Here is a 15,019-nt window from a genome sequence, read left to right on the forward strand (position 1 = left end):
AACCGTGCACCGTTGTCAATTCGCCGTCATCAATCCCTGTTCTCGCACAAACTCGGTGAATAAACTCACTTTCTGCTGCACATGCCGGCGCGTCGGGTAAACCGCGAAGACCTGATGCACGTCGGCAATCTGTTCAGGGAACAGCTGCACCAGTCTGCCGGCAGCAATCTCGGGATCCGCCACAAACGACGGCAGCGAACCGATGCCCAGTCCCGCCACCAGCATATCTCGCAGCATCAGGCTGTTGTTGGCGATCAGCCGGGGAGTGAACGTCACGCTCAGGCTCTCCTCGCCGGCGGTGAACTGCCACTGCCCCGGTTTTTCCGCCAGGGAATAGGCCAGACAGCTGTGCCGCGGCAATTCATTGGGCGTTTGCGGCACGCCGTGCTGCGCCAAATAGCCGGGCGCGGCGCAAATTCGCTGGTGCACGTCACCCAGCGCCCGGGCGCTGAGGGAAGAATCCGGCAGTCGGCGGCGAATGCGCAAGGAAATATCGAAACCGGCCGCCACCACGTCCAATACCCTGTCGTCCAGCGTCAGTTCCACCTGCAGCTGCGGATAACGTTGCATAAACGGCGGCAGCAGCGGCGACAGCACCGTCAGGCCGAACGAGAGCGGCGCATTGACCCGCAGCGTGCCGGAGACCTGCTGCGCGCTGGCGGCAACCGTCTGCTCCAGCGCGTCGAACTCGCCAAGCAACCGGCAGGCTTCCTGGTAATAGAGCTGCCCGGCTTCGGTCAGGCTCATGCTGCGGGTGGTGCGCACCAGCAACAGCGTCCCCAACCGACTTTCCAACTGCTTAATCTGCTTGCTCAATGCCGCCGGCGTGATCGCCAGATCCTCCGCCGCCTTATAGAAACTGTTGCGCTCAACCACGCGGCGAAAGGCGCGCATCGTCAGTAGCACGTCCATATTACGTCCTTCAGGTTAATTATTAATTCAATAAACCATAGATTATTAACCAAATAAATATCAGTAGACTTCATTCAACCGCTTCCCTGAGTGGGACATGAATTTAATCTACTGATAATCATGGAGTTAATAATGAAAAAGACCCTAATCGCCCTGATGCTCGGCCTGAGCGCCGCCACCGCCCCCGTCGCCGCGCTGGCGCAATCCCCCGCCGCCGATAGCCGCCAGGCGGGTTATGTGCAACCGCTGACCGCCGACAACAGCCTGTTGCTGCTGGTCGATCTGCAGGACATGTTCGGCATGACCATTTCCTCTATCGATCAAACCAACCTGGTGAATAACGCCGCCGGCATCGCCAAGGCCGCCAAGGTGTTCAACGTGCCGACCATTCTGGCCTCGGCCAACGCCAAAAGCTTCGCCGGGCCGGTATTCCAGCAGGTGACGCAGGCACGCCCGGATCTGCAGGTGTACGATCGCACCGCCATCAACGTCTGGCAGGATCGGCGCGTGGTGGATCTGATCAAACAATCCGGCCGCAAGAAAATCATCATCGGCGGGCTGTGGACCGCCAGCTGCGTGATGCTGCCGGCGCTGTCCGCTCTGGGCGAGGGGTATGAGGTCTACATATTGTCGGACGTCACCGGCGACATTACGCCAGATAGTCAAAACAACGCCATGCAGCGCCTGGTACAAGCAGGCGCCACCCCTATCAACTGGGTGGCGTTGATGCTGGAATGGCAGCAGGACTGGAGCCGCAAGGCCACGGCGGGGGGCGTATTGCAGATCGCCCGCGACCACGGCGCCGCCTGGGGAATGGGCGCCCGCTACGCCGGGGCGATGAAGGTGGGCAGCGAAGCGAAATAAACGGGTGAAAGCCCGCCGTCAGCGGGCTTTTTTCAGGTGCGGTGATAGCAACGGCTATCCTGCGGCGCCTGGTCGCGTCTCTCCAGCCCGTAATCCCGCACCACCTCCGCCACCCGCAGCCGGTACTGCGCCAGCACCTCGCCACGGCCGCGCGCCTGTGCCGCGCGATGCTGCTCGAGATTGCGCCACTGCTGCACCGCCGCCTCGTCGCGCCAGAAGGAGAGCGACAGCAGGCGCGCAGGATCGGCCAGGCTTTGAAAGCGCTCGATGGAAATGAATCCGTCGATCTGCGCCAGCAGCGGCTTCAGCTCCGCCGCCAGCGCCAGATAGGTATCACGCTGCCCATCAGCGGCCTGCAGTTCAAAAATCACGGCGATCATTATCGTCTCCTCTCACGGTAAAATTCCGGTACGCACGCATGGTAAGAATGGCGCCACCGCACCGATTCCAACGCCCGCTCATCAATATCCAGCGAACGCAGACGCACTGCACCAGAGTGCGATAACCACAGGTTAGCGATGGACGCGCAGTCATACTTCGTCTAACCTCGAAGTATGCATAACATCGACATTGAAGATCGTTTAGCGGCGCTGAGCGCCGCCATCGCCGACCGCACCCGGGTGCGCATGCTGTGCCTGTTGATGGACGGGCGCGCCTACACCGCCACCGAGCTCAGCGCGGCGGTCGAGGTCGCCCCGTCCACCGCCAGCGCGCATCTGGCGAAACTGCTGGAGCAGCGGCTGATCGCCTGCGTCAAACAGGGGCGCTACCGCTATTTCCGGCTGGCCGGGCAACCGGTGGCCGCAGCGCTGGAAGGCTTGATGGCGCTGGCGGGCGTACCGCGCCCGTCGGTGAAAAGCAGCACGCCCACCACGCTGCAATATGCCCGCACCTGCTACGACCATATGGCGGGCGAGGTAGCGGTGAAGCTGCACGATCGGCTGCATGCGCTGAACTGGCTGACCGGTGAAGAAGACTACCGATTAAGCGACGCCGGTCAGGCCGCGCTGACGCGGCTGGGCGTCGATTGCTCCCCCGCGCCCACTCGCCGCCGCTTCGCCTGCGGCTGTCTGGACTGGAGCGAGCGCCGATCTCACCTCGGCGGCGCGCTGGGCGCCGCGCTGTTGGCCGCCTTTATCCAACGCGGCTGGATCCTTCGCCGGCTCGACAGCCGCGAGCTGCAGCTGACCCCCGCCGGTAAAAAAGCGCTGGCCGCACATTTTGACCTCACGGTGTAACCCGGCGACAGGGTAGTTTTACTGCAATACTCTAGGGGTACGCTTAAGCGACCCCGCCAACCCGAGGAGTTTCCATGCTCGATTCCACCCAATTCCCGATCGTCAAACGCTGGCCGGCTCAGCATCCGGAATGGCTGCAGCTCTACTCTCTGCCGACGCCGAACGGCGTCAAAGTCTCCATCATGCTGGAAGAGATCGGCCTGCCTTATGAAGCGCGCCTAATCGACATCGGCAACAACGAAACCTGGACGCCGGAATTCCTGGCGCTGAATCCGAACGGCAAGATCCCGGCGATCATCGATCCCGACGGCCCCGGCGGCCGGCCGCTGCCGCTGTTCGAATCCGGCGCCATTCTGCTCTACCTGGCGGAAAAGAGCGGCCGCTTCCTGCCGCAGGATCCAGCCCAGCGTTATGAAACCATTCAGTGGGTGTTCTTCCAGATGGCCGCCGTCGGCCCGATGTTCGGCCAGCTCGGTTTCTTCCATAAATTCGCCGGGCGCGAATATGAAGACAAGCGGCCGCTGGAGCGTTACAAAAACGAATCGAAACGCCTGCTTGGTGTGTTGGAAACGCGCCTGGAGGGCCGTGACTGGATCATGGGCGCAGACTACACCATCGCCGATATCTCGCTGCTGGGCTGGGTGCGTAACCTGATCGGCTTCTATGAGGCGCGCGATCTGGTGGAGTTCGACAGTTTCCCGCGCGTCGCGCAGTGGCTGGAGCGCGGTTTAGCGCGGCCGGCGGTGCAGCGTGGGCTCGCTATCCCGGCGCGCGCGGCCTGATCGTCACACGGGATGGCCGTCGGACCGTCCCGTCTTTCATTGTCATAAAATTGTCATCCCCCTGCTCTACTCTCCTTTCGTAACAATTTGATGTTATTTACATTGTTGTATTACGACAAGGAGCTTACCCATGCAACCTGCTGTATCCCTGATCGCCGGCGCCGTGCTGTCCGCCCTGCTCTGTTCCTCCGCCATCGCGGCGGAAACCTCGGCCAATGCCGATGGCCTGACCGAGCGCGCCGCGCGCGGCCCCCTCACCGAGCCGGGCGGCGCCCGTCGCCTGGCCGGCGATCAGACCGCCGCGCTGAAGGCGTCGCTGTCGGACAAAACGGTGAAAAACGTGATCCTGCTGATCGGCGACGGCATGGGGGATTCCGAGATCACCGCCGCGCGCAACTACGCTGAAGGCGCAGGCGGTTACTTCAAGGGCATCGACGCCCTGCCGCTGACCGGGCAATACACCCACTACTCGCTGGACAAGAAAACCCACAAGCCGGATTACGTGACCGACTCCGCCGCCTCGGCCACCGCCTGGGCCACCGGGGTGAAAACCTATAACGGTGCGCTCGGCGTGGACGTGAACGGCAAAGACCAGCCAACGCTGCTGGAGATCGCCAAGGCGGCCGGCAAGGCCACCGGCAACGTCTCCACCGCCGAACTGCAGGACGCCACGCCGGCGGCGCTGGTGTCGCACGTCACCTCGCGCAAATGCTACGGCCCGGAAGAAACCAGCGAGAAATGTGCCGCTAACGCGCTGGAAAACGGCGGCCGCGGCTCGATCACCGAGCAACTGCTGAAAACCCGTGCCGACGTCACGCTGGGAGGCGGTGCGAAGTCCTTCAACCAGTTGGCGAAAAGCGGCGAATGGCAAGGAAAATCGCTGAAGGACCAGGCGGCGGCACAGGGTTATCAGTGGGTGAGCAACGCAGATGAACTGCAGGCCGTTACCCTGGCCAATCAGCAAAAACCGCTGCTGGGCCTGTTCGCCGACGGCAACATGCCGGTGCGCTGGCTGGGGCCGAAAGCCAGCTATCACGGCAACCTCGACAAGCCGGCGGTAACCTGTGAAAACAACCCGGCGCGCACCGCGGCCACGCCAACGCTGGCGGCGATGACCGACAAAGCGATCGCGCTGCTGAAAGACAACCCGAACGGCTTCTTCCTGCAGGTCGAGGGGGCGTCGATCGATAAGCAGGATCACGCCGCCAATCCGTGCGGGCAGATTGGTGAAACCGTCGATCTGGACGAAGCGGTGCAAAAAGCGCTGGCCTTCGCCCGCGCCGACGGCAACACGCTGGTGATCGTCACCGCCGACCACGCGCACTCCAGCCAGATCGTCGCCGCCAACGCCAAAGCGCCGGGCCTGACCCAGATACTGACCACCAAAGACGGCGCACCGATGACCCTCAGCTACGGCAACTCGGAAGAAGAGTCGCAGGGGCATACCGGCACTCAGTTGCGCGTCGCGGCCTACGGCCCGCACGCCGCCAACGTGGTGGGATTGACCGATCAGACCGATCTGTTCTTCACCATGCGCGATGCGATGGGCATCAAGTAACCGCCGGCTGAACGATGGCCGCTCGCCACGGCGGCCATTTATTATTGGTTACCGATAGGTATTTGCAATTTAACCGCAATTATTGTGTGATAACGAAATAACGTTTAATTGCGCGACAATTAACCCCTGAAAATAACGCGGTTATACGGCCTTTCTTCCCTCTCTGTTTATTCCTGCGACAGCAACCGTCCTATTTTTGCTTATATTCATTTTTTTTAGTTACAAAAGTAGTTTTTAACATTCTCGCAAACAATAATACCCCGCCAGTAACGTGAACCGATCAATTTGCATCCGGACGGCCTGCAATAGTTCACTTTTCGTTAAATACCCTATTAACAAAAAGGCATTATCGCTGCCTATCGGCTCACGCCGGGCGGTCGGCTTCATTATTTTCCAGGGTAACTCCCGCTAAATTCTTTCACCTGCAATGAGTAGAATTTACACACAAGAGATTTAATTCAATGAGAAAATTACTCGTCCTGATTTTCAGTCTCAGCCTGTTTAGCGTTACGCAGCAGGCGGCGGCTGAAGAGAAGAATAAAACCGTCGACGTGGTGTTGATCGGCGGCGGCATCATGAGCGCCACCTTGGGTACCTATCTGCATGAGCTGGAGCCGACCTGGACCATCGACATGTATGAGCGCATGAACGGCGTAGCAGAAGAGAGCTCCAACGGCTGGAACAACGCCGGTACCGGCCACTCCGCCTTTAGCGAAATGAACTACACGCCGGAAAAAGCCGATGGCACCATCGACATCAGCAAGGCGGTGAAGGTCAACGAGTCTTTCGAAATCTCTCGCCAATTCTGGTCTTATCAGGTGAAAAACGCTGTCCTGAAAGATCCGAAATCCTTCATTAACAGCGTGCCGCACATGAGCTTCGTGTGGGGTGACGACAACGTCAACTTCCTGCGTAAACGCTACGCGGCGCTGCAGCACAGCACCCTGTTCCGCGGCATGGAATATTCCGAAGACCCTGCGCAAATCAAGCAGTGGGCGCCGCTGGTGATGAACGGCCGCGATCCGGCGCAGAAAATCGCCGCGACCCGCATGCCGCTGGGTACCGACGTCAACTTCGGCGTGATCACCCACCAGTTGGTTGACGCGCTGAGCGCCAGCGACAAGTTCAAGCTGAACCTGAGCCACGAAGTGCGCGACATTAAGCGCAACGCCGACCAAACCTGGAGCGTGACCGTTGCCGATCTGAACCGCGACGGTAAAGAAACCACCGTTAACGCCAAGTTCGTGTTCATCGGCGCAGGCGGCGCGTCCCTGACCCTGCTGCAGAAATCCGGCATCCCAGAAGCCGACGGCTACGGCGGCTTCCCGGTCGGCGGCCAGTTCCTGGTCACCACCAATCCGGAGATCGCCAACCAGCACCTGGCCAAAGTGTATGGCCTGGCCAGCGTAGGTTCGCCGCCGATGTCCGTGCCGCACCTGGATACCCGCATGCTGGACGGCAAGCGCGTGCTGCTGTTCGGGCCGTTCGCCACCTTCTCCAGCAAGTTCCTGAAGAACGGTTCGCTGTTCGATCTGATGCACTCGCTGAGCACCTCGAACCTGATGCCGATGACCCACGTCGGTCTGGATAACTTCGATCTGGTGAAATACCTGGTCGGCCAGCTGATGATGAACGACGACGATCGCTTCGCCGCGTTGAAAGAGTACTTCCCGGACGCCAAGCAGGCAGACTGGAAGCTGTGGACCGCAGGCCAGCGCGTACAGATCATCAAGAAAGACGCGGATAAAGGCGGCGTGCTGCAGTTCGGCACCGAAGTCGTCAGCTCTGAAGACGGCAGCATCGCCGCTCTGCTGGGTGCTTCGCCGGGCGCTTCTACCGCTGCGCCGATCATGCTGCATCTGATGGAAACCGTGTTCAAAGACAAAGTGGCGACGCCGGAATGGCAGAGCAAGCTGAAAGAGATCATCCCGTCTTACGGCCATAAGCTGAACGGCGATATCGAGATGACCAACAAGATCCGCGGTTACACCAGCAGCGTGCTGGGTCTGAACTACATTGAAGTGAAACCGGAAACTAACTGATTTTCCATCGCTTCCTCCTGATAAGGCCGCTTTATGCGGCCTTTCTTTTATCCCCCTGCCGTTCAAAGAGCATTTTTGGCCACCTTTTTACCCCCGGTTTACCCTTGCGTAACGGCGTACTCACGCCTATTATCAAAGTATATTCTTGGATAATTAAGCTAAGTCACTGTGACCTGAATGTCGTTTTTGCGGGAGAACTAAAACCATGGATCGCGTCAATATCATTCACGATTTACTAGACTGGATTGAAACTCATCTGGACCAACCGCTGCTGCTGGATAACGTCGCCGCCAAGTCGGGCTACTCCAAATGGCACCTGCAGCGCATGTTCCGCAGCACCACCGGCCACGCGCTCGGCAGCTATATCCGCGAGCGGCGCCTGTCGCAGGCGGCGCAGGCGCTGCGCTCCACCCCGCGTCCGATCCTGGATATCGCCCTGCAATACCATTTCGATTCTCAGCCTTCGTTCTCACGCGCCTTCAAGAAACAGTTCGGTAAAACCCCGGCGGTGTATCGCCGTACCACCCGCTGGGATGTTGCGGAGTGGCCGGCACAGCCGATAGAGGCGCAGGCTGAATCGCACCATGATGCCCCCACGCTGCCACGCTGGTACGCCGGCAAACCGCCGGAAGGCGTTTGCACCAGCTGGATGGGGCTGCGTTAACCAGCGCGGTATAAGGCACAGAAAAGGGCTCGGTTCTTCACGAACTGAGCCCTTTTTTATTGACGAAACTGCGGATTATTTGAAAGTGACGTCGACGTTGGCAGTGGCGTTGAACACCCCGGTCTTCGGCGTATTTTTTGTCCACTTGAGATTGGCGATAAAGGTCTCTTTCACTTCGTTCTGCTTATCCTGCAGCACGCCGCCGAAATCCACGTTGGTTTGCAGTGGGATCGGTTTTTTACTGGTGTCGCGCTGCTGCGTCAGGAAGATCGCCACACCCGGATCTGTCGTCGGCAAGATCTGCGTATTATCATTCGGATCCGCGTTGGTGCTGCTGAAACTGGCCTGCAGAGATTGGCCGGCACATTCGCCGCCGCTCAAGGTAGCCTTGATATCAAACGGCACCTGCTTGGCGATAGTACCGATTTTGGCGCTGGAGCTGGTTAGCACGCCGAAATCGACGCTGGCGCCGTTGTTGGCCAACACGGTGATCTGCGGGTTGCACTGGATCACGCGGATCTTGTCCAGCCCCTTGATGTAGGCGTTAAAGTTACTGTCTTTGGTGGCGTTCAGCCCCAACTCACCATCGATCTGGAACAGCGAAGCACGCGCCAACGGCGGGAAGTTACCCGCCGGCGGTTTCACCCCGGTGGCTTTGATATACACCGAATAGGTGGCAGTCACCGCCTGAGGATCGGCTTTTCTTCTGTTACTACCCGGTTTGGTGCCCGGCCCCAAATCAGGGCCGGTTGGCCGGTTGGAGCTTTGCTTCAGGTTGATCGCATCATAATCACGCCCATTGATCGACACCCCAATCTCCAACGACTTGTCCAGTGCGCCGAACGAGTTCTGCGGGTTCCAATAGATGTAAGCGTTCTCTCCGCGCGGGTAGTTATCCGTATCCCAGCAGGTAAAGGTGGAGGTAAAGTTCTGCGAACGCCAAATCAGGTTGCCTTTGACGAAGTCGCTAGCGGCCAGCACGATCGGGCGGCCGACGTCGATATCCTGCGTCACGCTGCCGGTTGGTCTACTACTGCCGGTCGAGTTGCCGAAGCGGCATTGCATCGCCGCCGCCTGTTGCGCCATCGCCAACCCCGCCAGCCCCACCACCGACAGAAGTGTGTTACGTGCTAATTTGCTCAAGTTCATGGTGTACCTTACAGTTTTTGGCATTGCAGGGTCAGTTCCTGATATCCCATGGCCGCTTGTTTGTCGCCCACGTCCGCCGGAATCGGCAGTACGCATTGCTGATCGGCTTTCGGACCCCATTTGATCGTCAGTTTTTCACCCGCTTTCACGCCGGAAACATAGGTTGCGCCCTCCAGACCCACGGTGCCGCTGTTGCGGCCGGACTCGTTGAACACGCCGGCGCCGATGGCCGGATAACCGTTATCACCCAGACGAGCGTGAATCAACAGGCTGACGCCCTTGAAGGTATCGAAGCTCACCTTCACCACCGATTTCTCGGTCGGCACCACTTGCTTACTGGCCACCGGCACATCCAGCCCCGGGCCGAAGTCTTCGGTACGCAGCGCGACATAGTTGTAGCGGTACGGGTTGGCCGACGGCACCACCGCGTAACCGAAGCGGTCGATGGTCACGCCCGGCTGGTTTTCCAGACGCACGCCTTTGGCGTCTTTCGCCTCCACCAGCAAGATAGTGTTCTGCAACGGCTGAGTCAGGGTCGCGCCGCCGGAGTGCACCAGCAGACCACCGGAAAGGCCCAGCCCTTCCTGGCGGTATTTCGAACTGTAGGCATAGCTACCGTCGATGTTACCGATGCTGCTACTGTAGCCCAGGTTCAGGTTGCTGCTCTGACCGGAGGACTGCGTATGCCCGGTGGAAACCGAGTAGTTCATGCGACGGTCATCCAGCATGGTGCCGCTGATGCCGGTCGAGTAACTGTCGCCGCTCTGTTTGCTGTGCGCCGCGCTGAAGTTGGCGGTGGTCGAGTTATTGCTCTGGCCCCAATCCAACGGGATCGACATCGTGAAGTTCACGCTGCGATCGGAATAACCGTACTGACCGCGCGTATCCTGCAGATACACGCCGTAGGAAATACGTTTGAAGCCGTCGTTGTAACCCAGCTGAATCGTGCGATCGTTGCCGGACACGCCCCAGTAGTTCTGGTGGCTGACGTTGGCGTACAGGCTAGCCCCCGCCCACAGCTGCTGGCTAAGCGACAGCTCGACGCGCTCGCGTTTGTTGCCGTAACGCGCGGTGTATCGGGTGCGTTTCTGGTTGTTGCTCCAGGAAGGCTGACCCGGCTGCAGATCGTTCGGATCCCAGTAATCATTGGCATAAATGCCGTTACGCCAGCTGTTGCGCTCCTGGACCGCATCGCTGAGATCATAGTAACCGGACGTCGCGTAGCGATAGCCCGCCAACTGGAAGTTGGTACCCATCTGGTTGAGCGACTTGGAGTACAGGAAACGGAAGCTCTGTCCCTGCTTGCGATCGCCGTTCGCCAGCTCGGTATCGGAAATAGAACCATCCACGGAGATGGCACCCCATGATCCCAGGCTCTTACCGATACCCACGGCAGCGGAACGGTAGTGCTCGGCGATGATAGCGCCACCGAACGGCGTCAGGCCATAGTTCATGCCGTATGCCGCAGTACCCTGAATCAGTTTCGGCTGATAGCCGCCGTTACCGTTGTGGTATTTACCGGCGGTCAGCTGGAAGTTCCAAATACCTTCGCGCAGCATGTTGGCCACGGAGGAGTAGGCGACGCTGAACGTTTTATGCGAACCGTCGGCCTCGTTCACGGTCACCTGCAGGTCACCGTTATTGGTATGCGGATAGACGTCGTGAATCTCGAACGGACCCGGCGCGACGTTGGTGCTATAAATGACGTAACCGTTCTGGCGGATCTCGACGCGGGCGTTGGTCGCCGCCACGCCGCGCACTACCGGCGCATAACCGCGCAGGCTGTCCGGCAGCATGTCGTCAACGCTAGAGAGTTGTACCCCGCGGAACTGGAAGCTGTTGAACACGCTGTTGTTGGTGCTCGCCTGCCCCATCACCAAACGGCTGCGCCATGGCACGATGTCGGTCTCGGCCCAGGAAGAGACGTTGGTCCAGTTGCTGCTGCTGCCACTCTGTTTGTCCCAGGTGGAGTTGTTGCGCAGGCGCCATCTGCCTAGGTTGAGGCCACTGTTCAACGCGAGGAACATGTACTCGCTGTCGTCGGCGTCATCTCGGCGATAGCTGTTCTTGTTGTAGTTGAAGTTATAGTTGGCGAACAGCGCGTTGATGCCTTCATCGTACATGCTTGGCGGGATCGCGCCGATGGCACTCAGATCCATCATGGTCTGAGGCACGGAAATATTGATCTGCTGCACCGCCGCGTCATAGCTGACGGTGGCGTCTTTAACCAACGCAGGCAGATCAACGCAGCTGCCGGCCTGCAGCGTTTCCGGCAGTTTGATGCCGTAGTTGCGCAGGTCTTCAACTTTCAAGCAGGGTTGAGACGCGGTCTGACCTTTAACCTGACGAAAAGTAACATCTTTGTGATCGACCTGAGTCAGGTTGACGTAGATGTCGAATGGGTAAACGCCCGGTTGCAAAGCATCGCCCTGAGCGACCGCTTCCGCGTTGCTCAGGTTTTCATCGCCGTGAATAAACGACATGTTAAACTCTGCCAGCGCCGTTTCACTCCATAACATCGGTGCGCTGGCGGCAATGATTGCAATACGGATCAGCTGCGTCAGCCGCGTCGTTCCGCCTGCTACTTTTCGTTGATTTGCCATTCCCTGTCTCTCTTATTGTACTGGAACGTCCTTGACTTCCGTTCTACCGCCAAAATCGTTGATATAACTGAAAGCAATCTTGTTGCCGACGCTGACGCCCGCCGGGATGTTGATCGATAAGCGATCTTTCGGGCTCACCATGTTGGCGTCCACATCCACGGTCTTGCCCGCGCTGTTTTTCAAATGCAGCGCCCCAAAGGTAATATGCAGCGGGCCATCGTTAATCACTTGCAGACGTGAACCTTCACGCTGCCAACGCAAGTTTTGTACTTGCTCGTCCAGCGTCGTTTTCAACGCCACCGGCCGGTAAAAAAGTTTGATTCGGGTACGCACCGCAACCTGCAGCACGTTTTCTTGCTTCGGCGCCGGTGGAATTTCCTGCACGTTAATCCACAGCAGGGTTTCTTTATCCTGAGGTAAGCCATTACCGGAATAGATAAAGCGCAAAACCGCGGTTTTGGCAGCGTCCAATTTCAGAATCGGTGGAACGACAACGACAGGCAGATTTTTCGGCACTTGGTTTCTATCGCCGGTGTCCAGCCAGGTCTGCACCATATAAGCTTCTGAAGCATCGTTATGAATTGGCAGAGAGGCGGATTTGTCATCGCCTTTATAGATCACGCGAGTGGCATCTACCTGGATACCGGCGTAGCTGTTAAAGGTGCCCAGCATCAGCAGAGCAGCAAAGAACTTTTTCATCGGTTTCCTCTATGGGCCATCCTTGGCCGTATGTGTCCTGAAAGACGATTATTTGTATTCGATAGTGAACGGGCTGGTGGCGTTAGCCAGACCTGCAGTTACGTTGCTATCGAATGAACGGTAACGAGCCTGCAGGTTGAAGGTCGCTTTACCGTCAGCAGCGATGGTGACTTTCGCTACGTCGTCGTTGATGTTGGAACCGTCGCCGATAGCGAATGGCTTGCCGTTGTTATCGGTGATTTCGATACCCACGCCGGTAGCTGCAGCGCCGGTGCCGCCAACGTTGCTTACGGACAGCAGGTCTGGGTTGCCGGCAACGGTGTTACCGTCGAAGCGCAGGCTGTAATCGCCGGCATCACATTTTTCCAGAGAGATCTGGAAAGCTTTAGAAGCGGATTTAGAACCCACAGTTGGGAAAGCAGAAGTTGGGTAAGTACCCAGGTAAACTTCTTTATTTTGAGTATCGCTAGTTACCTGGCAGGTAGACTGTTTGATTTCACCGGTGAATTTAACAGTGCCGTTTGCTGCCATTGCGTTGGAAGCAGTTGCAGACAATACCAGGGCAGCCAAAGGCAATAATACTTTTTTCATTTCCAGCTCCATAGAACAATAAAATAATCGATTCAGTGGCGGGCTTATATATATATTGCCGCCACTGAGCATACACTCAGCGATAGCACTCCCTTGCTGAAAAGGAGCGTTGCCTCGATGAACTCATTGCCGGACGAAATATAGACTAAGCATATTCTTAATGTTAAATCGTTTAAAACATTCATAAGGCCCCTCTTGATAGGAATAAACTATCGGCGGATACCTATCGATCGATGTTGACGATTCATATGAATAGGAATAATCTGTGTTTGGGAAAGCTGCAGAGTTCAAGATTTTGCATTAAGGCCTGAAAATCAGAATATTATCCCGAATATTTACATTTAGTAACAGATTGAGACGTTTGGAATTTGGCACGAATTACGCGTTAAATGGTCTGTCGACACGCTTCGGCCATTCTGACGTTTTAAATAAGAAATTTACCAATAAACTTGGAGTAACTTTCTTTTTAAGCATTTAAAATCAACAAGTTAAATATCAATCCAAGGATTGGGAAATGAGCGGTTCTTTCAGAGAGAAAAATAACGGCATTAATTATGTTTTTCAGCCAATGTTCGCGAAATCGGGACAATTGCTGGCCGTTGAATGTCTGTCTCGCTTTACGTTTAATAGCGAATACGCCCATTTTTCTCCTGAACAGTTCTTTCGTCACGCCGACAGCGCAACCCGGATTGAGATTTTGATGGATCAGATCAATCTGATCGATAAATACAAACACTGGTTTCATGAAAACCAAGTGATAGCCACTTTGAATGTTGACGATTATTCCCTGCAATCGCTGGCGAATACTCACTTTGCCGAAAGAATTAATGCCCTGCGCTGTATTCATTTTGAGATCAGCGAGAATTCAACCCGGCTGGTGAAAGATCGCGTGCACGGCGATCCGTCATTGAATAGTTATTCATTTTGGCTCGATGATTTTGGTTCTGGCTATGCGGGTTTTTCCGCGTTGTACAACAGCCAGTTCCGCTTCGTTAAGCTCGACCGTTTTCTGCTTTGGGACTTCATGAAAAAGTCCGGCGGCGAGGGCTTGATGCGCGCGTTACTGCGCTTTTTTTACCTTAATCATTACAAGGTAATTATCGAAGGAGTTGAAACTCCCGAACACAAGAAATGGCTGGATGAAATGCCATATTACGCACTGCAGGGAAAGCTGTGGAAGGAATCCAGCATCAAGGATTTGAACTCGCTTCTTACAGCTGAATACTTTTAACTCGGTATTGGTGTTTGCCCTATGTCTAAAAACAACGTTCTTGTGATTAGTGAGTGTAAGTACAGCTATGTTGGCCTGTCGGTGCTGCTAAAGAAACACTACGGCGCGTACGATATCCGCCTGTTTTCCGATTTCATGCACGGCGGCGCCAAAGCAGAGAAGATCACCAAGCACGATATTGCGCTGATTTTCACCTCGCAAAACCTGGAACAGAGCGTCAACGTGATCGAAAGCCTGGTGTCCCTGCATCAGCAGTACAACAGCAAGACGCGCCTGCTGGTGTTTTATGACGACGAGCGGGTAGTGAAACTGTTGTCGATCCTGGGGATTTCCGTCGAGTTGGTCTCCACCCGCATTCCGCTTTATTCGCTGCAGGAAAAAATCCAGCGGCTGCTGGAAAGCAAGGAACCGGGCGGTATCCGGGTGCAGAAAACCCGCGAGCTCAGTCCGGCGGAAAGCGACGTGATCTTCAACCTGCTGCGTGGCGACAGCCTGCTGCACATTGCGGAAAAGCGCGGCACGCACCCGAAAACCATCTTCTCGCAGAAATACAGCGCGATGAAAAAACTGCGGCTGCGCAGCATGAGCACCATCTTCGTCGCCGGCAAATAAATACCCAGGCTTGTTGCGCGGTTCGCCGCGCGGCAACCCGCCCCCCTTCCGTCACGTTAAATTAATGTAACAAC

General features: G+C 56.9%; 14 protein-coding genes. 8 read left to right on the plus strand and 6 right to left on the minus strand.

Features of this window, described 5'->3' with window-relative positions:
• Window positions 1-15: 15 nt before the first annotated feature.
• The gene (locus tag RE418_RS23270) at window positions 16-912 is read right to left on the minus strand and encodes a LysR family transcriptional regulator (protein WP_025302124.1); all 897 of its coding nucleotides are present in this window, start codon (window positions 910-912) and stop codon (window positions 16-18) included.
• A 132-nt stretch (window positions 913-1,044) separates the two neighbouring features.
• On the opposite strand from RE418_RS23270, the gene RE418_RS23275 reads away from it, so the two are divergent.
• Window positions 1,045-1,776, plus strand: a complete 732-nt coding sequence (locus RE418_RS23275) for an isochorismatase family protein (RefSeq protein WP_025302123.1) — start codon at window positions 1,045-1,047, stop codon at window positions 1,774-1,776.
• Window positions 1,777-1,808: 32 nt separating this feature from the next.
• Here RE418_RS23275 and RE418_RS23280 read toward each other — a convergent pair whose 3' ends face one another.
• Entirely contained in the window at window positions 1,809-2,156 is a 348-nt protein-coding gene (locus RE418_RS23280) for an antibiotic biosynthesis monooxygenase (RefSeq protein ID WP_025302122.1), read from the minus strand.
• Between the two features lie 174 nt (window positions 2,157-2,330).
• Between RE418_RS23280 and RE418_RS23285 the strand changes: the two genes are divergently transcribed.
• From RE418_RS23285 to RE418_RS23305, 5 genes are all read left to right on the plus strand, one after another.
• Window positions 2,331-3,014 (plus strand): helix-turn-helix transcriptional regulator, encoded by a 684-nt coding sequence (locus RE418_RS23285; protein ID WP_089180695.1) that lies wholly within the window; start codon window positions 2,331-2,333, stop codon window positions 3,012-3,014.
• 74 nt (window positions 3,015-3,088) lie between these two features.
• Entirely contained in the window at window positions 3,089-3,796 is a 708-nt protein-coding gene (locus RE418_RS23290; protein WP_089180694.1) for a glutathione S-transferase N-terminal domain-containing protein, read from the plus strand.
• Between the two features lie 130 nt (window positions 3,797-3,926).
• Complete coding sequence (gene phoA, locus RE418_RS23295) at window positions 3,927-5,354, plus strand: alkaline phosphatase (protein ID WP_089180693.1); 1,428 nt, start codon at window positions 3,927-3,929, stop codon at window positions 5,352-5,354.
• Window positions 5,355-5,815: 461 nt separating this feature from the next.
• Entirely contained in the window at window positions 5,816-7,396 is a 1,581-nt protein-coding gene (mqo, locus tag RE418_RS23300) for a malate dehydrogenase (quinone) (RefSeq protein ID WP_049203423.1), read from the plus strand.
• A 205-nt stretch (window positions 7,397-7,601) separates the two neighbouring features.
• Window positions 7,602-8,060, plus strand: coding sequence for a helix-turn-helix domain-containing protein (locus tag RE418_RS23305; protein WP_025302117.1), 459 nt, complete (start codon window positions 7,602-7,604; stop codon window positions 8,058-8,060).
• Window positions 8,061-8,135: 75 nt separating this feature from the next.
• On the opposite strand, the gene RE418_RS23310 is transcribed toward RE418_RS23305, so the two are convergent.
• From RE418_RS23310 to RE418_RS23325, 4 genes are read right to left on the minus strand one after another with little or no spacing between them, the layout of a single operon-like run.
• Entirely contained in the window at window positions 8,136-9,203 is a 1,068-nt protein-coding gene (locus RE418_RS23310; RefSeq protein WP_043137216.1) for a fimbrial protein, read from the minus strand.
• 14 nt (window positions 9,204-9,217) lie between these two features.
• Window positions 9,218-11,812 (minus strand): fimbria/pilus outer membrane usher protein, encoded by a 2,595-nt coding sequence (locus RE418_RS23315; RefSeq protein WP_043137171.1) that lies wholly within the window; start codon window positions 11,810-11,812, stop codon window positions 9,218-9,220.
• 12 nt (window positions 11,813-11,824) lie between these two features.
• Complete coding sequence (locus RE418_RS23320; RefSeq protein WP_033650575.1) at window positions 11,825-12,511, minus strand: molecular chaperone; 687 nt, start codon at window positions 12,509-12,511, stop codon at window positions 11,825-11,827.
• A 48-nt stretch (window positions 12,512-12,559) separates the two neighbouring features.
• Window positions 12,560-13,102, minus strand: a complete 543-nt coding sequence (locus tag RE418_RS23325; RefSeq protein WP_033647475.1) for a fimbrial protein — start codon at window positions 13,100-13,102, stop codon at window positions 12,560-12,562.
• A 514-nt stretch (window positions 13,103-13,616) separates the two neighbouring features.
• Here RE418_RS23325 and RE418_RS23330 point away from each other — a divergent pair.
• On the plus strand, window positions 13,617-14,333 hold the full coding sequence (locus tag RE418_RS23330) for an EAL domain-containing protein (protein ID WP_016928483.1): 717 nt from the start codon (window positions 13,617-13,619) through the stop codon (window positions 14,331-14,333).
• A gap of 21 nt (window positions 14,334-14,354) precedes the next feature.
• The gene (locus RE418_RS23335) at window positions 14,355-14,945 is read left to right on the plus strand and encodes a LuxR family transcriptional regulator (protein ID WP_004939094.1); all 591 of its coding nucleotides are present in this window, start codon (window positions 14,355-14,357) and stop codon (window positions 14,943-14,945) included.
• Window positions 14,946-15,019: the final 74 nt, after the last annotated feature.

It is taken from the genome of Serratia sp. szju (genome assembly GCF_044594185.1).
Lineage (GTDB): Bacteria > Pseudomonadota > Gammaproteobacteria > Enterobacterales > Enterobacteriaceae > Serratia > Serratia bockelmannii.

Bases quoted from the DNA above. Each gene is read 5' to 3' on its own strand.
- RE418_RS23270 (WP_025302124.1), bottom strand. From the start codon at position 912: ATGGACGTGCTACTGACGATGCGCGCCTTTCGCCGCGTGGTTGAGCGC.
- RE418_RS23275 (WP_025302123.1), top strand. From the start codon at position 1,045: ATGAAAAAGACCCTAATCGCCCTGATGCTCGGCCTGAGCGCCGCCACC.
- RE418_RS23280 (WP_025302122.1), bottom strand. From the start codon at position 2,156: ATGATCGCCGTGATTTTTGAACTGCAGGCCGCTGATGGGCAGCGTGAT.
- RE418_RS23285 (WP_089180695.1), top strand. From the start codon at position 2,331: ATGCATAACATCGACATTGAAGATCGTTTAGCGGCGCTGAGCGCCGCC.
- RE418_RS23290 (WP_089180694.1), top strand. From the start codon at position 3,089: ATGCTCGATTCCACCCAATTCCCGATCGTCAAACGCTGGCCGGCTCAG.
- phoA (WP_089180693.1), top strand. From the start codon at position 3,927: ATGCAACCTGCTGTATCCCTGATCGCCGGCGCCGTGCTGTCCGCCCTG.
- mqo (WP_049203423.1), top strand. From the start codon at position 5,816: ATGAGAAAATTACTCGTCCTGATTTTCAGTCTCAGCCTGTTTAGCGTT.
- RE418_RS23305 (WP_025302117.1), top strand. From the start codon at position 7,602: ATGGATCGCGTCAATATCATTCACGATTTACTAGACTGGATTGAAACT.
- RE418_RS23315 (WP_043137171.1), bottom strand. From the start codon at position 11,812: ATGGCAAATCAACGAAAAGTAGCAGGCGGAACGACGCGGCTGACGCAG.
- RE418_RS23320 (WP_033650575.1), bottom strand. From the start codon at position 12,511: ATGAAAAAGTTCTTTGCTGCTCTGCTGATGCTGGGCACCTTTAACAGC.
- RE418_RS23325 (WP_033647475.1), bottom strand. From the start codon at position 13,102: ATGAAAAAAGTATTATTGCCTTTGGCTGCCCTGGTATTGTCTGCAACT.
- RE418_RS23330 (WP_016928483.1), top strand. From the start codon at position 13,617: ATGAGCGGTTCTTTCAGAGAGAAAAATAACGGCATTAATTATGTTTTT.
- RE418_RS23335 (WP_004939094.1), top strand. From the start codon at position 14,355: ATGTCTAAAAACAACGTTCTTGTGATTAGTGAGTGTAAGTACAGCTAT.